General features: G+C 40.2%; 19 protein-coding genes. 8 read left to right on the top strand and 11 right to left on the bottom strand.

The features are described 5' to 3' along the window. Positions 1-74 precede the first annotated feature (74 nt). Together ENH88_RS22770 and ENH88_RS22765 are read left to right on the top strand one after the other, a co-directional pair. The gene (locus tag ENH88_RS22770) at positions 75-272 is read left to right on the top strand and encodes a CsbD family protein (protein ID WP_304185838.1); all 198 of its coding nucleotides are present in this window, start codon (positions 75-77) and stop codon (positions 270-272) included. 188 nt (positions 273-460) lie between these two features. Further along, positions 461-1,093, top strand: coding sequence for an RpiB/LacA/LacB family sugar-phosphate isomerase (locus tag ENH88_RS22765; protein ID WP_304185837.1), 633 nt, complete (start codon positions 461-463; stop codon positions 1,091-1,093). 55 nt (positions 1,094-1,148) lie between these two features. Here the strand turns inward: ENH88_RS22765 and ENH88_RS22760 are convergent, their stop codons facing one another. From ENH88_RS22760 to metA, 5 genes are all read right to left on the bottom strand, one after another. Next, positions 1,149-1,919 (bottom strand): hypothetical protein, encoded by a 771-nt coding sequence (locus ENH88_RS22760; protein WP_304185835.1) that lies wholly within the window; start codon positions 1,917-1,919, stop codon positions 1,149-1,151. A gap of 34 nt (positions 1,920-1,953) precedes the next feature. Next, entirely contained in the window at positions 1,954-3,303 is a 1,350-nt protein-coding gene (locus ENH88_RS22755) for a Fic family protein (protein WP_304185834.1), read from the bottom strand. Positions 3,304-3,475: 172 nt separating this feature from the next. Continuing rightward, entirely contained in the window at positions 3,476-6,106 is a 2,631-nt protein-coding gene (gene metH, locus ENH88_RS22750; protein ID WP_304185833.1) for a methionine synthase, read from the bottom strand. Between the two features lie 10 nt (positions 6,107-6,116). Next, the gene (locus ENH88_RS22745) at positions 6,117-7,184 is read right to left on the bottom strand and encodes a homocysteine S-methyltransferase family protein (RefSeq protein ID WP_304185832.1); all 1,068 of its coding nucleotides are present in this window, start codon (positions 7,182-7,184) and stop codon (positions 6,117-6,119) included. After that, on the bottom strand, positions 7,174-8,121 hold the full coding sequence (metA, locus tag ENH88_RS22740; RefSeq protein ID WP_064665637.1) for a homoserine O-acetyltransferase MetA: 948 nt from the start codon (positions 8,119-8,121) through the stop codon (positions 7,174-7,176). The genes ENH88_RS22745 and metA overlap by 11 nt, the downstream gene beginning before the upstream one ends. Positions 8,122-8,333: 212 nt before the next feature. Here metA and ettA point away from each other — a divergent pair, with 212 nt between their 5' ends. The 4 genes from ettA (at position 8,334) to ENH88_RS22720 (ending at position 12,253) form a co-directional block, all read left to right on the top strand. Beyond that, positions 8,334-10,007, top strand: coding sequence for an energy-dependent translational throttle protein EttA (gene ettA, locus ENH88_RS22735; protein ID WP_064665634.1), 1,674 nt, complete (start codon positions 8,334-8,336; stop codon positions 10,005-10,007). A 167-nt stretch (positions 10,008-10,174) separates the two neighbouring features. Beyond that, positions 10,175-10,537, top strand: a complete 363-nt coding sequence (locus tag ENH88_RS22730; RefSeq protein ID WP_304185831.1) for a PilZ domain-containing protein — start codon at positions 10,175-10,177, stop codon at positions 10,535-10,537. Positions 10,538-10,603: 66 nt separating this feature from the next. Further along, entirely contained in the window at positions 10,604-11,512 is a 909-nt protein-coding gene (locus ENH88_RS22725) for a histone deacetylase family protein (RefSeq protein ID WP_304185829.1), read from the top strand. Positions 11,513-11,581: 69 nt separating this feature from the next. After that, positions 11,582-12,253, top strand: a complete 672-nt coding sequence (locus ENH88_RS22720) for a hypothetical protein (protein WP_304185828.1) — start codon at positions 11,582-11,584, stop codon at positions 12,251-12,253. Between the two features lie 40 nt (positions 12,254-12,293). Here the strand turns inward: ENH88_RS22720 and ENH88_RS22715 are convergent, their stop codons facing one another. From ENH88_RS22715 to ENH88_RS22700, 4 genes are all read right to left on the bottom strand, one after another. Continuing rightward, the gene (locus ENH88_RS22715; RefSeq protein ID WP_304185827.1) at positions 12,294-12,626 is read right to left on the bottom strand and encodes a hypothetical protein; all 333 of its coding nucleotides are present in this window, start codon (positions 12,624-12,626) and stop codon (positions 12,294-12,296) included. A gap of 803 nt (positions 12,627-13,429) precedes the next feature. Next, positions 13,430-14,200: a hypothetical protein gene (locus ENH88_RS22710; RefSeq protein WP_304185825.1), complete on the bottom strand. Its 771-nt coding sequence runs from the start codon at positions 14,198-14,200 to the stop codon at positions 13,430-13,432. Between the two features lie 11 nt (positions 14,201-14,211). Then, positions 14,212-16,389 (bottom strand): peptidase domain-containing ABC transporter, encoded by a 2,178-nt coding sequence (locus ENH88_RS22705; protein ID WP_304185824.1) that lies wholly within the window; start codon positions 16,387-16,389, stop codon positions 14,212-14,214. Beyond that, complete coding sequence (locus ENH88_RS22700; protein WP_304185823.1) at positions 16,386-17,663, bottom strand: HlyD family secretion protein; 1,278 nt, start codon at positions 17,661-17,663, stop codon at positions 16,386-16,388. Before ENH88_RS22700 ends, ENH88_RS22705 begins: the two co-directional genes overlap by 4 nt. 449 nt (positions 17,664-18,112) lie before the next feature. On the opposite strand from ENH88_RS22700, the gene ENH88_RS22695 reads away from it, so the two are divergent. Beyond that, complete coding sequence (locus ENH88_RS22695) at positions 18,113-18,565, top strand: toxin-activating lysine-acyltransferase (RefSeq protein ID WP_304185822.1); 453 nt, start codon at positions 18,113-18,115, stop codon at positions 18,563-18,565. Between the two features lie 35 nt (positions 18,566-18,600). After that, complete coding sequence (locus ENH88_RS22690; protein ID WP_304185821.1) at positions 18,601-20,307, top strand: protein adenylyltransferase SelO family protein; 1,707 nt, start codon at positions 18,601-18,603, stop codon at positions 20,305-20,307. 264 nt (positions 20,308-20,571) lie between these two features. Here the strand turns inward: ENH88_RS22690 and ENH88_RS22685 are convergent, their stop codons facing one another. Both ENH88_RS22685 and ENH88_RS22680 read right to left on the bottom strand, forming a co-directional pair. After that, complete coding sequence (locus ENH88_RS22685; protein WP_304185820.1) at positions 20,572-20,985, bottom strand: hypothetical protein; 414 nt, start codon at positions 20,983-20,985, stop codon at positions 20,572-20,574. 280 nt (positions 20,986-21,265) lie between these two features. Further along, the coding region (locus ENH88_RS22680) for a PLP-dependent aminotransferase family protein (RefSeq protein ID WP_304185818.1) at positions 21,266-22,285 on the bottom strand (1,020 nt) is incomplete at its 5' end.

Here is a 22,285-nt window from a genome sequence, read left to right as displayed (position 1 = left end):
GTTTAATTTTGGTACAAGCCTTGCTCCTTTATAACTGAAGTAAATTCACAAACCGACATTATAAGGAGCGAATTATGAACAGTGATCGTATCGAAGGTAATTGGAAAGAACTTAAAGGCAAGGCGCAACGTAAATGGGGCGACCTAACCAACGATGAACTAGATAAAATTGAAGGAAGCCGTAAAGAGCTTGTTGGTAAAATTCAACAAAAATACGGTAAATCAAAAGAAGACGCTGAGCGCGAAGTAAATGACTTTGAAAAAGGTCATTAATTGATAGGCGTTTTCGCAACTTCTTAAATTAATAAAACCGCCAGTTTTGGCGGTTTTTTATTATCTGAAAACCCGTATTGATAGATCAGGCTGAGGCTTATTGATTTTAGGACCTACATCGCATTATTGCCACCGGTAGCAAAAATAGATAGAATCAATTTAATATTCACTAAATTGGCAGCATCATTATGAAAATTGCATTAATGAACGAATTCAGTCAAGCGGCAAAAAACCCTATTGTCCTTGAGCAGCTTCAAACGGTGGCTGACGCACAGGGCCATCAAGTCTTTAACGTTGGTATGGATGGCGATAATGATCACCGTTTAACCTATATCCACCTTGGCATTATGGCAAGCCTATTGCTCAACGCGAAAGCGGTGGATTTTGTGGTAACAGGTTGTGGCACAGGCCAAGGTGCGTTGATGGCAAGTAACGCATTTCCTGGCGTGACATGTGGTTATTGTATCGACCCTTCCGACGCTTACCTGTTTGCGCAAATAAACAATGGCAATGCGCTGGCTTTACCATACGCCAAAGGCTTTGGCTGGGGCGCAGAACTTAATATTAAATACATATTCGAAAAAGCATTTACTGGCGAAAAAGGCCAAGGCTACCCAGCTGAGCGTAAAGCATCTCAAGTGACAAATGCAGGAATTTTAAATCAACTAAAAGCGGATGTAGCTAAAGATTACCTAAGTGCACTGGAAGCGGTTGACCCTGAGCTTATTCAGCAAGCTATTGGTGGTGCTCGTTTTCAAGAGTGCTTCTTCGCGCATTGCCAAGACGACGCCATTGCGGCGTTTGTTAAAGCCAAAATTTAATAGCCGATTATAGGCTCATGGTATTAAGGGGAGCAGCCTCCCCTTTTGTAACAAACTAAAACTTACTTGTATTTTCAGTTTTTACAACATCTTCAGATAATAGCAGCTTATCGTCTTTGTATACTTCAAGCCAACCTGGTGGTGAGGTATCACAGCCAATTACCGTGACTTGTAATACGTAGCTGTAACGGCCGTTTTTAAATGTGTAACTATGATTACCGCCACTGCCGTCAAACTTTATACCGCCATTCACTAAGATAATATCTGGTTTATCGCTGGGGTTTTTATCAATTCCCCAAGAAGCATAACGATAGTTATTATCCCCTAAGTCATCGATACGAATACGGAATTTAGCCGTTTGCCAATCTAAAATAGGCTCTGCAAAAGTATTAACACTTGGGTGCAGCGCTTGTTTATCAGCTGCTATTAAACGTTTCGCTAGCAACTGCTCTTTGGCTGTTTGGTAATTTATACCGATAATTTTACCGTTGCTATCAACCCAAACGATGCCACTATTTAGCATAATGCCGCGCCAGCCCACTTTATCCCAATCAGTATCGATATTTGAACTGGCAATCTGTGCGATGAGTTGCCGATCAAACACATAATCGAAACGTTCGACTAGCTCAGCTGCATCATTAATCGCAGGCACTGGATATGCGCGGGAAAGCGGATAACGAATATGTGAGGAAATAGCTGCTTTATCGTTATCTTTAAACGCGGCAATAATAGCAGCAATGTGCTGGTGATATTGTTGCTCCAGCGCAAAACTATGAGCGCTGAATAACAGAGCCAAGCTCAAGGCGATATAATTAAGAAACTTCATTTATAGTCCTTTATTTTCAATGTAATTGAGTCCCTTATAACTTTAACTTTTCTCTTAAGCCTGCCGGAGAGACATACCTAATAGCTTTACTTTTTTTGCTCTTCGTAGCAACTAAAAGGTCATTATCAACTAATCCATTTAAATAAGTCCTAGCAGTGTTTTCGTTTATATCAAATTCAACTGAAACTTGTTTTGCAGTAAAGATTCTACCAGGCTGCTTTACAGCCTCTTTAAGTAGTTCTAACTGACCTCGTTTAAAGTTTTTCGATAGCGGGCTTTTTTCAATCCACTCCATAAATTGATAAAACTCACTTTTTTTAGACTCAATATGAGAATTCAATGAATTTACCGCTTTCATTACAACATCAACCTGATGATAAATAAAATAGGTTAAATCGAATTCGTCCGTTTCTGTATAAATATATGCAGCATCATAGTCGCTTCTCTTCTCTTGGATTAATTTGCTAATAGATACATATTCAAATAGCCAATAACCGGAACGAAGCATATACCAATAAAAAATAGCTCTAGCAGTTCTGCCATTACCATCTCCAAATGGATGGATATAACCAATCATGAAATGCAAAATAATAGCCTTAACTAATGGGTGAATAAATGTATCACTATTTGGACCATCATGTTTTTCATTAGCAAAATCACATAAAGAAAGCAACCTCTCCTTTAAAGAAGAATAACAGGGTGGCACATGCGCTAGTTCATTATAGAGGTTTGAAACTGCAATCGTATTATCTTCTCTTAAAGCGCCAGGTGTTGCATCATTATCAATAGCTTTGTAAGTAGCAATAGCATGGAGTTCGAGGATTAAATCAATAGAGAGCTCTTCATCTTTTCTTTCTAACGCTTTTTTCATTAAAAGGTAATTGTTGAAAATCATTTGTTCTGATTTATCAATGGGCAACCTTTTAGTTTCAAGCATTTCTTTAGCTATTTTCCTCGTTGTGGATGCCCCTTCAAGTTGAGAAGACGTTATAGCTTCTTCCATCATCAAACTTTTTACTAAATACCTATCTTTTTCTTTTGTCGTAATAAATGAACCATCACCAATTGCATGGCCGCCACCTGATAGCTTATCGATCTGATGAAGTAATGCATGCAGTGAATCTGGAATACAATAACTAAATTTTTTTTCTTGTTCTGCTACTAACTCAATTGTTTTTGATATCGTTTTTCTTGCTAGTTTAGTAGCGACCCAAGCTCCTTGCTCCGAAGTACCTTTTGGTACGCGCCAGATAAACTTATCCCAATGGAGGTATTTTCCTTTCGCATCAGTGGGGCCGAACTGGCCTAAGAGAGGGATGTATTCCTCATGAGATGTAGCAGATAACAACTCATTTAAGGGTTTTGGAACTCTAAACCTTGCCATAACAACACCTAAACTTAATTTTCATATATTAAGTTTACATGCTATAGAAAAATCATCAACGTAAATTTTTAAATTTACGTTTTGTTAAATTAAAAAATTGACTATAAAAAAGCGAGCCTAATTTGGCTCGCTTTTTTACTTATAACTTATCGCTTAAAGCTTACAGCTTCTTTTACTCCGGCTCATACCCCAAGTTAGGCGATAACCAACGCTCTGCTTCTGCTAATGTCATGTTGGTACGTTTAGCGTAGTCTTCAACCTGATCCTTTTGTACTGCTGCTACGGCGTAGTATTTAGCCTCTGGGTGTGAGAAGTACCAACCCGATACAGCGGCGCCAGGCCACATGGCGTAGGAGCTGGTGAGTTGCATGCCGATGCGTTGTTCGGTATCGAGTAACTGCCAGATTTTCTTTTTCTCAGTGTGCTCTGGACACGCTGGGTAACCGGGTGCTGGGCGAATACCTTGGTAGTTTTCACGAATAAGATCTTCATTCGCGAGGTTTTCGTCTGGGGCATAACCCCAATACTCTTTACGTACTTGTTCGTGCAAGTACTCTGCAAAGGCTTCGGCGAGTCTATCGGCAACCGCTTTGACCATAATTTTATTATAGTCATCTTGCTTAGCATCGAACGCATCGGCTAGGTCGTCTTCTTCAAGACCACCGGTTACCGCAAACGCGCCAAAGTAATCAGGCGTGCCTTTTGGTGCTATGTAATCAGCTAAGCAATAGTTAGCAAAGTCGGTTTTTTCGGTTTGCTGGCGTAAATGGCACGACGTGGTTAGCAGCTCTTTGCGCGTTTCGTCTGTGTATATTTCAATATCGTCACCCACGCGGTTAGCTGGGAACAAACCAATTACGCCAAGCGGTTGCAAACTGCCTGACTTTTCAAGGTCGTCTAACATCTCGTTAGCGTCTTTAAATAAGCTTTGCGCCTGCTCGCCAACCACTTCATCAGTCATGATACGTGGGTATTTACCGGCGATTGACCAGGTCATAAAGTATGGCGTCCAGTCTATGTATTTACGAAGCGTCTTGATCGAGACATTTTTAAACTCGGTCACACCCAGCTTTTTCGGCACTGGTGGGGTGTAGTTATCCCAATCAAGTTGTGCGGCGTTATCGCGGGCACGTTGAATAGTCACCGGTTTTGAGCGTGGCTTTTTGCGTGCTTGCTGCTCACGTACTTTCACATATTCAGCGCTGGTTTTTGCTAAAAATTCAGCTTTATGCTCTTTTGATAATAAGTTAGAAACCACACCCACGGCGCGACTGGCGTTATTTACATACACCACGCCTTTGTCGTACTGCGGCTCTATTTTAACGGCGGTATGGGCTTTTGAGGTAGTTGCACCGCCTATCATTAACGGCAGTTCAAAGCCGCGACGTTTCATTTCTTTGGCAACATGCACCATTTCATCAAGCGATGGTGTAATAAGCCCTGATAAACCAATAATATCGGCTTTTTCATCAATGGCGGTTTGCAGTATTTTATCGGCAGGCACCATTACGCCTAAGTCGATCACTTCGTAGTTATTACATTGTAGTACCACGCCCACGATGTTTTTACCTATGTCGTGAACATCACCTTTCACCGTTGCCATCACGATTTTACCATTGGTAGAGCCAACTTCTTTTTCAAGCTCAATGTATGGATCTAAATAGGCCACCGCGCGCTTCATTACCCGCGCCGATTTAACCACTTGCGGTAAAAACATTTTACCGGCACCAAATAAATCACCTACTACGTTCATGCCGTCCATTAATGGCCCTTCAATTACGTGAATAGGTTTATCGGCCGCAGCGCGGCACTCTTCGGTGTCTTCATCTATAAAGGTAGTAATGCCTTTAACAAGGGCATGTTCAAGGCGTTTTTCAACCGGCCATGTGCGCCATTCTAAATCTTCAACGCGCTCAGCTTGTGCCATGCCTGAGTATTTTGGTGCCAGCTCAACTAAGCGTTCTCCGGCACCGGGGTCGGTATTTAAAATAACATCTTCAACCGCTTTTCGCAGCTCTGCCGGAATATCATCATACACAGCGAGTTGCCCGGCATTTACGATGCCCATATCCATACCCGCTTGAATGGCGTGATATAAAAACACTGAGTGAATGGCTTCTCGCACGGGGTTATTACCACGGAATGAAAACGATACATTCGATACCCCGCCCGACACTTTACAGTGTGGCAAGTTTTGCTTGATACGGCGGGTGCCTTCAATAAATTCAACGGCGTAATTGTCGTGCTCTTCAATACCGGTGGCTACCGCAAAGATGTTCGGGTCGAAAATAATATCTTCTGGCGCAAAGCCTATTTCATCCACCAAAATGCGGTAACTGCGCTGACAAATTTCAAATTTGCGATCGGCTGTATCTGCTTGGCCGTCGGTATCAAACGCCATAACCACAGCGGCGGCGCCAAAACGCTTAATAATTTTAGCTTGACGAATAAATGGCTCTTCACCTTCTTTTAGCGAGATTGAGTTTACAATTGCCTTGCCTTGAATGCACTTTAAGCCAGCTTCAATGACTTCCCACTTAGAAGAGTCGACCATAATTGGCACACGAGAAATATCAGGCTCGGAGGCAATCAAATTTAAAAACTTCACCATGGCGGCTTTTGAGTCCAGCATGGCTTCGTCCATGTTGATATCAATAACCTGTGCGCCGTTTTCTACTTGTTCGCGGGCAACATTAAGCGCACTCTCGTAATCTTCTTCCATGATCAAACGTTTGAACATGGCTGAGCCGGTCACATTGGTACGTTCGCCAACGTTGGTAAATACTGCTATTTTTTGTGTCATCTCGGCTACCTTAGTTTAAATTACACGCTTCAAGGCCTGATAAGCGCATACGCACTTCAAGCTCTGGCAATGGGCGAGGTTTAACCCCTTCAAGCCCTTTGGCAAATGCCCTGATGTGCGCGGGCGTAGTACCACAGCAACCGCCAACAATATTGATAAAGCCAGACTTACCCCAATCGATTATTTCTTTTGCCATTTCAGGGGCCTCTAAATCATACTCACCAAATTCATTGGGCAAACCTGCATTTGGGTGCACTGAAGTGTAAGTTTCACAAACACGCGATAATTCTTCTACGTATTGACGTAATAAATCTGGACCAAGCGCGCAATTGAGGCCAATTGAAATCGGCTTAATATGACGAATCGAATTATAAAACGCTTCGGTAGTTTGCCCTGATAATGTACGCCCTGATGCATCGGTAATGGTGCCAGAGATCATCACCGGCAACTTGCGCCCTGCCTGCTCAAACGCTTCTTCCACCGCGAACGACGCCGCTTTTGCATTAAGCGTATCAAAAATGGTTTCTATCAAAATTAAATCAACGCCACCTTCCATCAGCGCAAGCGTTGATTCAACATACGCGGTGACTAACTTATCAAAAGTAATATTACGATAACCTGGATCGTTTACATCCGGAGAAATCGAACAGGTTTTTGAAGTAGGCCCTAAAACCCCTGCTACATAACGCGGTTTAGCAGGGTTTTTAGCTGTAAATTCATCACATATACTGCGCGCTAATTTAGCCGACTCTAAGTTTACTTCACGGCTGATACTGGCCATGTCGTAATCTTCCATCGAAATGGTGGTCGAGTTAAAGGTGTTGGTTTCAATAATGTCGGCACCGGCATTTAAAAAGCCCCGATGAATATCAGCAATTATTTTTGGTTGTGTAATGCTTAATAAATCATTATTACCTTTAATTAGCACATGCCAGTCTTTAAAGCGCTCGCCACGGTAGTCTTGTTCTTCTAGTTTATGCTCTTGGATCATGGTACCCATAGCACCATCAAGAATTAAAATACGCTGTTGTAGCGCTTCAATTAACTCGGCGCTTTTGTTTTCTAAATTATTCGGCATAGTTGTTAGTCCTTACGGCTTGGCTAACTAAATTAATATCATAGGGTGTGGTTTGGTACACATAATAATTTAACCAGTTCGAAAAAAGCAAAAAGGCATGGCTTTGCCAAGTTTTCGACGGCTCGTTATCTGGGTTGTTATCTGGAAAGTAATTTTCTGGCAGTGGCGCATCGGGGCCTTTTTCTAAATCGCGCTGATATTCGCCTTTTAAAGTGTCGGCATCATACTCAGGATGCCCAGTAATATACACTTGGCTGCCGGATTTATTTTTTATTAAGTAAGCGCCTACTTGCTCTGAGCCTGCCAGTACTACTAGGTCATCACAGGCGTTAATTTTTTCAATATCAATATGACCATAACGCGAGTGCGGCACTACAAAGGTGTCGTCAAAACCACGGGTTAAGGCGCCATGTTCAAAATAACATTTGTGAGTAAACACGCCACAGAGCTTATTTTCTTTTAATTCACGCTTTAAATTATGATGATGAAATAAACCCGCATGGGCCGCCCAACATGAAAATAATGTTGAGGTTACATGCTGCTCCGCCCAATCTAAAATTACTTTTAGTTCATCCCAGTAGGCTACGTCGTCGTATTCTAAATGTGCCAATGGTGCGCCGGTAATGAGTAATGCATCGTAGTTGTTGTCTTTCACCTCAGAGAAATAACGGTAGAAAGTGTCTAAATGCTGCTCTGAGTTGCTACTGCTGCGATGAGTGTCTAAACGTAGTAGCTCTACATTCACTTGTAAGGGTGAATTAGCAAGCAAACGAATAAACTGCACCTCGGTTTCAACCTTATTAGGCATTAAGTTTAAAATCGCCAACCGCATTGGACGGATCTCTTGCGTTTTAGCACGGCTTTTTGGCATGACGAACACGTTTTCTTGGCGTAACTTCGCAATTGCGGGCAATTCATCTTTAACGGTAATAGGCATACTCATCTCCAAGGCATAATTAACCAATGGCTAATTATGAACGGATAGCTGGAAATTTCAACCTCTAGATGTTTAGATGTCCAAATGAATTTAAAATCGTTAACCTATTTGCTCAAAACACCCAGCCAATTTTGTAGTTTCGTTGACTGTTTCACCTGTCAGCCACTACAATACAACATTGAAATTTTTATTATTATTTGAAGGCTCCTTTCATGGTTTTACCTGATAAGTTTATATTCTCGATGAGTCGAGTATCTAAGGTTGTGCCACCTAAACGCACTATCTTAAAAGATATTTCTTTGCATTTTTTCCCGGGCGCAAAAATTGGTGTCCTTGGTTTAAACGGTTCTGGTAAATCAACGCTGCTACGTATTATGGCCGGCCTTGATCAAGAGTTTGAAGGTGAGGCATACCCTCAACCGGGCACTAAAATTGGTTACTTACCGCAAGAGCCTATTCTAGATGAAAGCAAAACGGTTCGTGAAACTGTGGAAGAAGCAGTCAGCGAAGTGAAAAACGCGCTTAACCGTCTTGATGAAGTATATAACGAATACGCGATGGAAGATGCTGACTTTGACGCACTTGCCAAAGAGCAAGGTGAGCTTGAAGCCATTATTCAAGCCCACGACGGTCATAACATCGATAACGTATTAGAGCGCGCCGCCGATGCCCTACGTTTACCTGAGTGGGATGCTAAAATAGAATTTTTGTCAGGTGGTGAGCGTCGCCGTGTCGCTATCTGTCGTTTACTGCTTGAAAAACCAGATATGCTTATCCTCGATGAGCCAACTAACCACTTAGATGCTGAATCTGTAGCCTGGCTTGAGCGCTTCTTACATGATTACGAAGGCACCGTTGTGGCGGTAACCCATGACCGTTACTTCCTTGATAATGTTGCAGGTTGGATTTTAGAGCTTGACCGTGGTGAAGGTATTCCGTGGGAAGGTAACTACTCTTCTTGGCTTGAGCAAAAAGATGCTCGCCTACAACAAGAGCAAAAATCTGAAAAAGCCCGTCAAAAATCAATTGCACAAGAACTTGAGTGGGTACGTTCAAACCAAAAAGGTCGTCAAGCTAAGTCAAAAGCGCGTATGGCGCAATTTACTGAAATGCAGCAGTCTGATTACCAAAAACGTAATGAAACCAACGAGCTATTTATTCCACCTGGACCACGTTTAGGTGATCAAGTTATTGAAGTTAAAAACTTGAAGAAAAGCTTTGGCGATCGTGTATTGATTGATGATCTAAGCTTTACTGTGCCGAAAGGCGCAATTGTTGGCATTATCGGTGCCAATGGTGCGGGTAAATCAACGCTGTTTAAAATGCTTAGCGGTGAAGACAAACAAGACAGCGGCGAAATTAACCTAGGTGAAACGGTTGAACTGGCAACCGTTGATCAGTTCCGTGGCAATATGGATGACAGCAATACTGTTTTCCAAGAAATTTCAAACGGCCAAGACGTACTAAAAATTGGTAACTTTGAATTCCAAAGCCGTGCCTATGTTAGTCGCTTTAACTTCAAAGGTAACGATCAGCAAAAATTTGTTAAGGACTTGTCAGGTGGTGAACGCAACCGCTTACACTTAGCTAAGTTATTAAAAGCCGGTGGCAACGTTATCCTGCTGGATGAGCCAACCAATGATTTGGACGTTGAAACATTACGTGCCCTTGAGAACGCTATTTTAGAATTCCCAGGCTGCGTTATGTGTATCTCGCATGACCGTTGGTTCTTAGACCGTATTGCAACACATATTCTTGATTACCGTGACGAAGGCCAAATTAACTTCTTCGATGGTAACTACACTGAATATGAAGAATGGCTTAAAAAGACCTTAGGCACTGCGGCTACGCAACCTAAGCGTATTAAGTACAAAAAGATAGGTTAAGTTCTAGTTCTAAGTTCTAAACATATTTTAAGCCCCGCATTTATGTGGGGCTTTTTTGATTAACCTGAAGTCTAGGTCAGAGATTCACTATCCAGAGTTCAGCTTAATCACACATATTGACTAAAAAACACGCTATACTTAACTTAATGCAACTAAAAGGAGTAACAATGAAAAATCGCCGACATTACACGCGCATTTTATTTTCAACCCCTGCGCATTTAACCAATAATACCCACAGTTATCCGTGCCAATTACTTGATATCTCATTAAATGGTGCGTTAGTTAGTCGCAATAATGAGTTTAATTTTGCAAAAAACAGTAGTGCTATTTTGGCCTTTAAACTTCCACAAAGCGATATCATCATCGCGATGACGGTCACTATTTGTCATATCGAGCAGCAGCATATCGGCTTAAAATGCACCCATATTGATATTGATAGTATCACCCATTTAAAACGCTTAATTGAGTTGAATCTCGCCGATGATGATTTATTGCATCGTGAACTTGAGAGTTTGATCCATGGAGCGTAAAGCAAGTAACTGGATTGCAGTTATCCAGTAGGTTACCCTAGAGAAAATTCGCAACACAATCTGATTATGGCGCTAAATCCACATCTACCACTGGTTTACCATCCCAACTATTCGTTTAACTTTGATCCTAATCATCGCTTTGTTATGAGTAAGTTTGCTAATTTATACCAGCAAGTCAAAGCGCTGGGATTAATTAATAGCAATCTTATAACACCTCAACTTGGCAACCCTGAGGTGCTTGAATTGGTACATTGTGATAATTACATTCAAGATTTATGGCATAACCGCTTAGGTGATAAAGCTATGCGTCGCATTGGGCTACCGTGGTCTGAACAATTAATGGCACGTACTTTTACCGCGCCAATTGGCACGTTGCAAACTGCGCGCTTAGCCCTTAAACACGGCATTGCATGCCATTTAGCAGGCGGTACACACCACGCCCACAGCGATTTTGGCTCTGGCTATTGTATGGTCAACGATTTAGCCTTTACTGCGCAAACGCTGATCCAATCGGGTGAAGTTACTAATGTATTGATTTTTGACTTAGACGTACACCAAGGCGATGGCACCGCAGCCATGTTACAACACCAACCTTATGCCTATACCTGTTCAATTCATTGTGAAAAAAACTTCCCATTTCGTAAATCGAGCAGCGATCTCGACATTGGTTTAGCCAACAATATGCAAGACGATGAATATTTAGGCATTGTTGATGATACCTTGCGCTTTTTACTCAAAGAACTTAGCCCTGATTTAGTACTTTATGATGCGGGTGTCGATATTTGGCAACAAGATGGTTTAGGCAAGCTTGATATAAGCTGGCAAGGCATTGAAAAGCGCGATCATCTGGTTCTTAAACGCTGCCTTGAAAGTAATACTCCAGTAGCGACAGTGATTGGCGGTGGCTATGACAAAGATCATCTGCGCCTTGCAAAACGCCACGCCATCGTTGTAGAGCAAGCTGCCCGTTTTTAAGCAAACTATAAAACTGCTAAAACAGTATTTTTGACTACACTGTAAATTCATACCGTTATTGAGATTATTATGCGACTGTTGTTTATTTTGTTACTTGCATTTATGTCGAGTATTGCCAACGCCGAAGAAGCTGTAAAAGAAGAACTTCCGCCGATTAACCCAGCTTACAATGCAGAGCATGCCATGGCGCTCGTTAATCAGGGCTCGCGTATTTTTGCAGTTAACCTACCAACTTATAAATTACCTCACGATGTGCAAGTCGTTTATCAAATTGAAAACCCAGATGTCGCTTTTTTAAGCCTAGTACGTGATGCAGAGCTTATTACTATCAAACCACAACCGTTTAATATTCAACGCCTAATGCGCGGCGAAGAACTAACAATTACGGCAGATGTGTATGCCGGACATTACCAGCGCGATGGCAGTTTGGTTTATCAACATAGACCTATTGTAATGAGTAAATTACTTTATGCGCGGGAATTAACTGATTTGAACGAATCATCACAGTGGCAAGAATACGACATGATCACCCTCAAAAATAATGAGCGAATTTATATCCATAAAATTACCCAAGCACCGAGTTTTAATCACCTTATTTTTGCAGATTTAACCAATGCCTGTTTGCAAAAATTTCGCACATCAAAACGCGTCCCAAGTATTGGGGAACTCACCTATAAATTTGCCAACTGTGGTACTTTAAAACCACTTTATTTTGATAGTGAGGATTTACAATTAAAATAACTGTGAGTTCAATGATAAAAATAACGAGGGTTTTAAAGAGCTAATCAGTAACCCACATATCGCGAACTAAAGGGAATGTCACCGAGCCTCCCCAAAAATAGTTTGTGGCACACCCTGTTGACCAAAACCCCACTTTTTTACCCTGAGCATGCGCAGCCATGATTGCAGCGACCATATTCTTATATTGAGGTAAACTATTTTTTATATATACTTTTTCTGTTTCTTTACAACTATCCGAATTACTAAAAATAGGGCCTTTCAACCACACAACCATTCCGCCAGAACTCTCACCCAAAAATTGATATTTATCAATTTCAATACCACTTCCTAATGGGGTTAAATACCCTTGAGAAAATGCACTTGTACTACACAATAGTAAACATAAGAGCGCCCATCACTGCCATAAAACTGTACCCAAAACTTGGTTTTTGAATAAAAAGATCAAGAAAACACAGCTGCCTACTTGACCGGAACTTTCTAATGGGTGACCCCAGTTACTTTTTTAATAGCATGTTAATTGGAATGTAGATTCACTAGGAAGGTTTATCAACTATGGACTGATATTGTGGTTCGCCTCTATTAATTACCAAGCTCAACACCTAGTTCATAGGAGAGGCGAAAATTTAATTTATATAATGTGAATTCGGGAATATGGTTCAAAAATATCTTTTTAGTTAAGAAACTTTGAGATAAAGATAAAGAGCTCACCTCCGTTGCATGCTTATTTAGCAGTCAAACTATTTGAAATAGCTGAAAGTCTTTTAGGTTTTGTCACTTAATACGTTCAATATACTCGCTACGACGCCATACGACAGCTGCAATTATCGCTAACGGCAAAACCACAAAGGTCCCAACGGCTTCAAATAAAGGGCTATTTCTATAAATAAACGCTAAGATGATGGCTGGAAGTGTCATAAGTGTGAAAATTCGATACATCTGGCCTGTACTTGTGCGGTATACAAGGGCCGCTTTGCAATTTGGACAGTTGAAAGTCTTTCCATCGACTCTGTCTATTGGCGCACTTACCTTAGATATTGGGAACTTCCACCCACAATCAGGGCAGTTTCTTGAGCGTTCATGTTTTTTATTTGTCATTATCATACCTATTGTCTAAAGCAGACATATACAAAAACATGCCTGCATAAATTTTAAAGATGTTAAGTAGCAAGTTGCGACCTACTCACTCCACCCTCCCCCTATACCGACATCAGGGATAGCAAATAAAGCCTTCCAGTATTCAATATCTCCAAAGTCCATTCCTGAAGAATCCATAGAAAGTGCAATGTTATTCACTACTTCATTGTATTGTTCGACAGTTAACTGACCAGCGCTAACTGCAGCATCAAGCGCAAACTCAATTACTTCATCACCAAACAATGCTGTCGCAAATGCTGCTGCAAAACCAACGGGGCCACCTAAAGCTGTACCAACAGCGACTGTTGCAACTATATTTAATGCATCAGCAATAGTTCCAGTTGAGTAGTCGCCATTAGAGAATTTAGTTGCTATCAGCCCAGCATCAATCGCAGTCCCGATAGCACCTATACCTTTTCCTAAATTACTCAATCTATCGAGTGTTTGTGGAGATATGTCAGCGCCATTCGCAATAGCAGACTCAACAATCCCTCCAATAACTGTGGAAAGATCAGCTAGAGCTTTAGAGAACTGTGCTTTTTCATCAGCGGTCATGTCCTTGATATCTTCAATGAAGCTATCAATACTGTAATCGCCGTCACTATCTAAAGTTACATCGATATCCAGATTACCAACATCGATCATTGTGGATGAATTTGCTAATCTGTCATTCATTGAATACATATAAGCAGCCCATTCAGCGGTGTAAGGTAAAAATGACCCTGAAACACTAATCACTTCTATATCTTCATTATTACCTCCGAAAATAGCATTTGACCGACTGTCAAATTCTGCTTGGCTTAATTCCCTCATACTATTTCTCCTTAGTATTTAGCTATTAAATTATGTCCGGCATCGGACGAGTGGGATGTATTTTTTAAACTTTGCTGCTTTAGGCGCTCAATACTTTTATTTACCAGAACCCCATCTTTAAGAATGAGTACTCTATCTGCCGACTCTATTGTTTCCTGACGATGAGCAACGACAACTCTTGTGATACCTAGTTTTGAGAGAGTGGATGCAATAATTTGTTCATTTTGGTAATCAAGATGTGAAGTAGCTTCATCAAGTAACAATACTTTTGGTTTTTTGTACAAAGCTCTAGCAAGTAATATGCGTTGTTTTTGCCCGCCGGAGAGACTGGTACCAACATCACCAATTAGACTCTCATAGCTCATTGGCATAGACTCGATCTCAACTGCTATAGCGCATTGGTAACACACAAATTTAACGTGTTCCATATCGATCTCTTCACTAAAAAGAGCTATATTCTCTGCGATTGTGCCACGAAACAGGCTATCTTCTTGAAGCACTACGCCAATTTGACGACGCAGCTCATTTCGATTCCAGTGACTCACAGGACGTTCATCGAAAAGTACTTGCCCTGTGTTAGTACTTTCAATGCCAGCTATAATTTTTAATAGTGTAGATTTCCCCGTACCTGATGGGCCAACAATTGCTACAAACTCCCCCGCAGCAACGCTTAGTTGTATTCGACGCAATACTGGCGCCTCTTTAGCACCATAAGTAAAGGCTATTCCGCGTAAGTCTAACTTTCCCTTCAGTGAACTATTACGCAAACCATTAAGACCCGCATCTTCTGGCTTGTTGTATACAATGTCGGAGATTCTATTTAATGGAACTGACAGAAGTTTAAAACGTACAATTTCTTCTATGAGGGCAACTATACGTTGGCTGAAGCGGGTATAATATGCTAAATAAGCGGTTAGCATGCCGATTGATAAGCCATTTTCCAACACCAACTTTGCTGCAACGAATATAATTACAACTCTTAGCCCTTGAAATATTCCTTCATTGACCCCTTGATTAGCAATATCTAGATTACCGACTCGTAAATTTGCATTAATTTTATTTGCTTGTAAGTTGCGCCATTTAGCTTCTCTTTGTGCTTCCATTGCCGATAGTTTTAGTGTTGGCATGCTTCTGAGAGTTTCCAATAGATCTGTTTCAACTGCCGCTTCAGATATAATTAAATCTCCCGCAACCCGTTTCATCATCCCGAAAACCAGCCATCGCCAAAAACAATAGACAGCAACAGCTAATAACACTCCAAAAGTAAGTGACGAATGATAAAAAAACATGATAGTTAAGATTAAGATAGAAAAAACACTATCCATTAACAGAGCTGGGGCACCTGTGGTTAAAAAGTATTGCACCTGATTGAGCGAGCTAACTCGATGTTGTACATCCCCTGTTTGACGGTTGGAAAAATAGTTTACTGGTAAAGACAATAGCTTCTGAAACACTCTTGAAGACATATCAAATGATAAAACTTGCCCAATAAACTGGAAGGTTAACTTTCTCAGAATATTTGATACCACAGAGAATAACACTACAAAGCCGAAACCTATGGCTATAGCATCAAGGAGCAGTTTGTCTCCTTTCATCAGCACTTCATCTATGACAACTTGCATATAAAATGGTGAGGCAAGCAGCAATATTTCAACAATTAAACAAAGCAAAAGCCCTAGAGAAAAGCTTCCAAATAGTTGTCGATCAAACTTTACTAAATCAAACAATTTAAGTTCAGATGGTGCTGACTTCTTTTTAAAATTTTCAGTTGGTGTAAGTTCAATAGCAATACCTGTAAACTCTCGACTAACCTCTTCCAGGAGTACCCTACGAAAGCCAACACTCGGATCATGAATTTCGATCCATTTAGATGTCACTTTTTTTAAGACAACAAAGTGATTAAAGCCCCAATGCAGAATGCATGGGGTACGGAGAGCAGCTAGCTCTTCAAGGCCACAACGCAATACTCTTGAGCCCAACTCCAATTCGATCGCAAGATCAACTAGTGTCTTTAATTTCATGCCACGAATAGACAAACTATGTTTTCTACGAAGCTCAATTAAATCAATACGGTTACCGAAATAATTGGAAATCATAGCCAAACAAGCTAAGCCGCACTCTGCTGAAGTCGATTGATGAATCAGTGGAAGTCGATTCATACCTGACAAGTTTAAATATGGCAACTTCATTGGAGTCCCTCCAAAGTTTTCTGCCTTTGCCTATGTGCAAATGCTGGTTCGAGCAGCCACTCTAAAAAACTTCTGTTCTCTAAGATAATTTCTGCTCGCAAAGTCATTCCAGGACGAAACTGAAACTCTCTGTCAAAAGCATTTATAAATTGATGATCCAGCTGAACTCTTGCCCTATATGTTGCTCCTTCTAATTTAATCTGTTGTGGTAACTCATGTTCACTTAACGCCACCCTACCTAAATGAGAAACGTGTCCACTTACAGAGCCAAACCTTTGGTGAGGAAAGGCATCAAACATGACACGCACAGCTTTACCCATATCAATAAAACCTATAGCATTTGAGGGAATAAATACTTCAGCAAACATATTTGTATTTTTTGGGATGATTGTGACTAATGTCGAGTTTGGTGTGATAGAGCTTCCTGGTTGAGCAGCTAGCCAAGCAACAGTCCCCTCAATCGGAGCCGTGATCACTCTTTTATTTTGAGCTAACAATTCTGTTTCCCGCTGGAACAGCCCTGATAGTCGTGTATTAAACTCTGAAATTGACTTCTCATGATCTAGAGGGAGTCTTTCAACCTGTGCTAATAACTGCTTCTTTTCAGCTTTCATTCGAGAAATATTTTGCAGCAGGGTTTGAAGGGTTTGCTTTTGCACTGCATAGCTCTCTCTTTGACGCTGTAGCTCTAAAGTAGATATAGACCCTTCAGCATTAAGCTTCTCAATTTTTAAGAGCAGTTCTTTCTCTATATCAATAATTTCGTTTTGGTAATCCAGCTGAGAGCTGAGATATGTTAACTGATCAGTTAACGATTGAACCTGATTTCTTGCTTTACTCTCTTCAAGCTGAACGCTTTCAGTCAGAATTCTGATTTGACGCTTAATTTCATTTCGCTCTTTAGACATTTCTTGAAGTAATAAGTCTGTTGTAGAGTTAGGACCAATAACACTTCCATCAAAAACCAAAGTTGTTATTTCCTCTCCGGCAGAGACAACCTGGCCTTCAATGACATTTAACTTTGAAACGACACCATGACGACCTGAAGTGATACTGACTACCCCTTCGTCAGGCACCAACCATCCTAAAGCAACCTCTTTTCTAGAGTATTGTGAAGAAAGCAAATACCAGAAGGTGAAAGCAATAACAATTACAACAAACAAACTGAAACACATCCAAACTCTTGGCATTCGGGCAATTGGGTTACCAAAACTTCTATTTGATAAAGATTCAACTGCATCTTTTCTAAAAAAATTTTCTTCTACATCTTCCATAACTATTCTTTCACTATGAATAACTTCAATAAATTCTCGAATCCCATTATGGTACTCAAGAAACCTTGTATGCACTTTTTAATTCTTATATTTGCTATGAGAAGTTAAAGCTTTCTTGGCTAGTTATTAATATGTTCACACCTTAATAAAGCCTACTTACTCCACTTATTAAAATAGTGGCTATAGTTCGCCACACAGATAGGAAGAGCATTATTGACAAGATTAAAAAAATTAAATTGCCGTACCCTTTTGTTATCCATTAAAATTAAATGGCTTTCAAAAATTAGTATAAATAAAGCATCCTCAATCAATTAACAAACAACTTAAATCAATTTGCAAACGTTTGCAAACGTTTGCAAATTAAATTAACATAATGTTTATGGTTCGTAAAACACTCTAACATCTCCAAATTAGGAAGTAAGGATATGGAACTTTAGGAAGAAAGACATATGAAAAACTTTAGTTTATCACCTAAGAATTCGGCGTACTCTCGCGTTGCTGAGACTATGGGATATTCAACAGAGTTACTACATGCAACAGGAAGAGCGAAGCTGTCGATAGCTGCGGTGTATCACCATTTAATTCATCCACTTAGATTGGGTCAGGTTTGTTTTGCTTTTTGTGAACGCACTGGAGCCCCTAGGGCTTATATTACTTATGCATTATGTACTGCTCGGGTAGCAGGTCAGCTTGCTAATGGCCGAGAAATTTCTAGTTTACGATTAGATGAGTGGAATGAAGGGACTATTTGTTGGATTACTGATGTTGTAGCACCTTATCCTGATAGCCTACGAGCGCTACTATTTCTAATAAGAAACAACCCTATTTTCCTACGTGGTATAAAGTCGGTTCGGGTTAAAGGAAATTACACCAAGTATATTGACATTCGTAAAAAATTATAATCAAAATGAAAACCTCGATTTTAAGGTAACTAATTATGCAACTGGAAAATTTTAATAGCTCATGCTTTATTAACCATCAAGTAAGGCATTATAAAAACCCTAGTATTGCATGGTTAAATTATAGGTGGCTTATTGAGGAAGGGGTTGATATAAAAAAACCAAGCGACATTGAGGTATTTGAGAAAAAAGTACTTAAGGAATATGCATTTGGAAAGCCTACCGATGCACAAAATGAAGCAGGCTTTCTCTCGTCGACAGAAACTGTAATTACTGATAGGTATGGCGCAACTGGGGGTAGTCATTTTGGTGGCAGTGGTCGATGTTCAATAAAAAATAAATATATAATTAAAGGAACCGGTAGAACGGCACTCACTTCAATCTATGCAGACTCTGATCACAGCAATGGTCTGATTGAATTGGGGGAAGCAATTAGAGAAGTTATCTACTCAGAGCTTTTTTTTCATGAACTTCCCAACCAAAGCGTACCCATCTTAGCAATAATTGACACTGGTACTAAAGCTTACTTCGAAGAGGATAGAGCGCTGAAAAGAGTCGCTTTAGTTATACGTCCTTTTTTCATTCGTCCTGCTCATTTTGAAAGGAGTATTTTTTATGATCATAACCCTAATTTGAATCAAAGTTCGCAACCAATTGATGCTAAAAGAGTTCAATTTTATTCCAAATATTTTAACAGAATGAACCCAGGTTTTTTCGAACAAATGTGGAAGGGTATTATTAAACAAAAAGGAGCTGAGCGTGCTCTAAGGTTATGGTCTGGAAGGTTCCTAACCTCTAATATGGAATTTACAGGCAAGTCTGTTGACTTCGGAATCTCGACTTCATTACCAAGCTGGTTTAAATATTATCATCATTCTAAAGAGTGCTTTGGTGAAGACGCAGAAGCGCTTATTTATGGAATGCGCTCAACATTTGAACAAATAACAAAATATCAGTGTAAACCAGTGGATAGTATTGAGCACCATGGGCCAAATCACACTTTTAATGACAACTTAAAGAGGTCAAAAGATAAGATCGAAGGCGATCTGATGAAAGAGTTTCAGGGCTTTATTAAAGCAATGCTACCTAAAGAAATTTTCAGCAAAAATGAATCCATTAATGCGTTCTGTGACAATCTTACTAAAGAGTTTTTATTACAACAAAAAACTCCAGTACCATTTTTATCTAAAATGTGTGTAGGTTCTTTAGAAAATCCAAAAATTGATAATGAGGAAAAACTAGCAACTTTTGTTAAAAAATTATTTAAGCTAACAAAGCTCACTGAGTCTTCAGAATATACTGACAATGATAAAGTTAGTGAAAATTATCTCGGTTTCATTTTTTCAAATCGACCAGATACATACTACAGTATATTGAGGAAGGAGTGTTCAAAAGTTTGTGATTCACTTAGTGATTTCAGCGGGGCAAACAGAAAGTCAATTACAGCGTTTATTGAAGCTACCATCTCAAGTAGCCGAAGATACTGGCCACTCTTGAACACTTGTATTGTGCCTTACAAAGTACAGTGCGATTCTATATCATCTGTCGTTTGGGGCACAAAGAGCTCTAGAAAGGACCCTATCGCTTATGTTGAGGTAAATTATGTGGGTGACTCAGTCCACATCCTTGGTAAAGAAATTCAATTTGATGCCATCAAAAAGTATTGCATAAATTCCAATCAACAAAAATGGGCAGGTTTGTTCCCAAGCAAAGAGCTAGAAAGTTTGCTTGATGATTACTCTTAGATTAAAATAACAAATTCAAAAACTTAGAATAAAATCTGATACAAGGTATTTTAGTTGGTGCCACTGTCGATTTTGACCAACCTGACTTTTATCCTACAGCTGGGGCATACATACCATTTATTGCTTTATTATTTGCCTCATTCCTAACGTCTAGATACATAGCAACATTACAAAAGCATATCTAGTTCAAATCAAAGCACTTAAACCAATGTCCACTGAGCTGGCCAATTCAGGCCAGCTAGTCCCGAAAATTATAATACCAACTTAAGAGTGCGACTCGTTCGCTGTACTTGCGTAATCTGTACCTTTTACAATTACTCGAAGCTCAGTTCTTTCCTTCATGATTGTATAAGCCTCACTTTGAAGCCATTCAACCGTTTGGGTAAAGGTCATCATCTCGCCTGTATCAGGGTGTTTCCATTTGCGGGTTTCTCTCATCATTATCAGCAGACAACCGACATAACACCTCTCATGATTAAGGTATTGCCCTATAAGTTGATCAATTAAAGCTTTTCTCAGAGCTGAGCCAGACCATTTATTACTCTTATCATCAATTTTTAATTCAATGGAAGCGTAACTGTTAAAGCTGGTGGCTTGCAGCCTAATATCCGTTCGCTTTTCAGATATCACAACAGCTTCTTGGCTTACCGTATAAGCCCCACGCTTTTTATCATCCAAATACGCAGATATAAATCTCCTCGCTTCTAACTCACCTCTCACTGTATCGAAAAACTCGGGGAGCTTTCTATATGATTATCAGGTCTACTATAAAAGTCAAAAAGAAAGACCTGCCCCTACTCCCCACTACATGTTAGCTCTGTTTTTAATCATATTTTTATAGGGTTAACCGACTGATTATTAGCAGAGTTAAAGTTATATGTAGATCCAATTTATGAAAAATTAATAACTAAAGTAATAGCAATAAAGTTATCTATGCTATGCTTAACTTTCTACTATATTATTTTCGTACACTGGCATACAACTCCTGCACTACCAGCTGTAGACTTTGCTGCATGTTCTCGCTCGATTGCCCTGCAAAACCAAGTCGGGCATAGCTATAGTTTACAGGCTTTAAACTGCGTACTGAGTTGGTAAAGTAAAACTCGGCTTCGGTTTGTAAGTACACACCTTGCTTTGCTAACTGTGCTTTTAAGTGACGAGTATCTTTATTAAAGTTGACCCACATCGCCATGCCACCGTCGGGCTTTTTATATTCAATAGGATGCCAAAGTGCTTGTAGCTCCATTAAATAGGCATCCATCGCTTCATAGCGCTGTTTATACAGTTTGGTCATACGTTTTAAATGCCGTTCAAAGCCACCTTCTTTCATCCAGTGTGCGACAGCTAATTGCATGAGCACATCGTTCTTATGGTTCATCAGCTGCTTCCATGCGGTTAATTGCGCTAATACTTCAGGCGCTGCGCAGATATAACCGATACGTGCGGCTGAAAACATAATCTTTGAAAACGTCGATAGGTAAATAACAATATCTGCGGGGTCATCTGCAGCCATGGGTTGTAATGGCTGACAGCGATAATGAAATTCATGGTCGTAGTCATCTTCGATGATCATCACGTTATGGGCATAACACAGTTGATAAATTTGCAAGCGCCGCGTAGGTGATAGGGTAACAGTGGTTGGGTATTGGTGCAGCGGCGTTAAATACAGCATTTTAATTGCATAACATTCCAGCTGGGCTTTTAAATCATCGACACATAAGCCTTCATCATCCTGCTTAATATCGATAAGCTGCGCGCCACAAGCTGCAAAGGCTTGCCTTGCTGGCGGATAACCTAACGTTTCTACAGCAACAAAATCATCTTGTTTTATAAACGCTTTGGCGATTAAAAACAGTGCTTCTTGCGAGCCATTGCAGATCAATACGTCGCTTACGTTTAAATTACGCGCTTTGTATAAGTAATCACAAATATGCGCTTTTAATTGCTCGTTACCACTGATCTGTCCATAATGCAGTTG

Origin of the sequence: Pseudoalteromonas prydzensis (assembly GCF_011050055.1) — a bacterium.
Classification (GTDB): Bacteria; Pseudomonadota; Gammaproteobacteria; order Enterobacterales; family Alteromonadaceae; genus Pseudoalteromonas; species Pseudoalteromonas prydzensis_A.
The sequence above is the reverse complement of the archived record's forward strand: the minus strand, read 5'-3'. Positions and strand labels throughout refer to the sequence as shown.

Coding starts and splice junctions, on each gene's coding strand:
- ENH88_RS22725 (WP_304185829.1), top strand. CDS start 10,604: ATGGCGCTAAATCCACATCTACCACTGGTTTACCATCCCAACTATTCG.
- ENH88_RS22745 (WP_304185832.1), bottom strand. CDS start 7,184: ATGCCGAATAATTTAGAAAACAAAAGCGCCGAGTTAATTGAAGCGCTA.
- ettA (WP_064665634.1), top strand. CDS start 8,334: ATGGTTTTACCTGATAAGTTTATATTCTCGATGAGTCGAGTATCTAAG.
- metH (WP_304185833.1), bottom strand. CDS start 6,106: ATGACACAAAAAATAGCAGTATTTACCAACGTTGGCGAACGTACCAAT.
- ENH88_RS22755 (WP_304185834.1), bottom strand. CDS start 3,303: ATGGCAAGGTTTAGAGTTCCAAAACCCTTAAATGAGTTGTTATCTGCT.
- ENH88_RS22760 (WP_304185835.1), bottom strand. CDS start 1,919: ATGAAGTTTCTTAATTATATCGCCTTGAGCTTGGCTCTGTTATTCAGC.
- ENH88_RS22705 (WP_304185824.1), bottom strand. CDS start 16,389: ATGAAGTTGCCATATTTAAACTTGTCAGGTATGAATCGACTTCCACTG.
- ENH88_RS22710 (WP_304185825.1), bottom strand. CDS start 14,200: ATGAGGGAATTAAGCCAAGCAGAATTTGACAGTCGGTCAAATGCTATT.
- ENH88_RS22695 (WP_304185822.1), top strand. CDS start 18,113: ATGAAAAACTTTAGTTTATCACCTAAGAATTCGGCGTACTCTCGCGTT.
- ENH88_RS22730 (WP_304185831.1), top strand. CDS start 10,175: ATGAAAAATCGCCGACATTACACGCGCATTTTATTTTCAACCCCTGCG.
- ENH88_RS22690 (WP_304185821.1), top strand. CDS start 18,601: ATGCAACTGGAAAATTTTAATAGCTCATGCTTTATTAACCATCAAGTA.
- ENH88_RS22765 (WP_304185837.1), top strand. CDS start 461: ATGAAAATTGCATTAATGAACGAATTCAGTCAAGCGGCAAAAAACCCT.
- ENH88_RS22720 (WP_304185828.1), top strand. CDS start 11,582: ATGCGACTGTTGTTTATTTTGTTACTTGCATTTATGTCGAGTATTGCC.
- metA (WP_064665637.1), bottom strand. CDS start 8,121: ATGCCTATTACCGTTAAAGATGAATTGCCCGCAATTGCGAAGTTACGC.
- ENH88_RS22700 (WP_304185823.1), bottom strand. CDS start 17,663: ATGGAAGATGTAGAAGAAAATTTTTTTAGAAAAGATGCAGTTGAATCT.
- ENH88_RS22770 (WP_304185838.1), top strand. CDS start 75: ATGAACAGTGATCGTATCGAAGGTAATTGGAAAGAACTTAAAGGCAAG.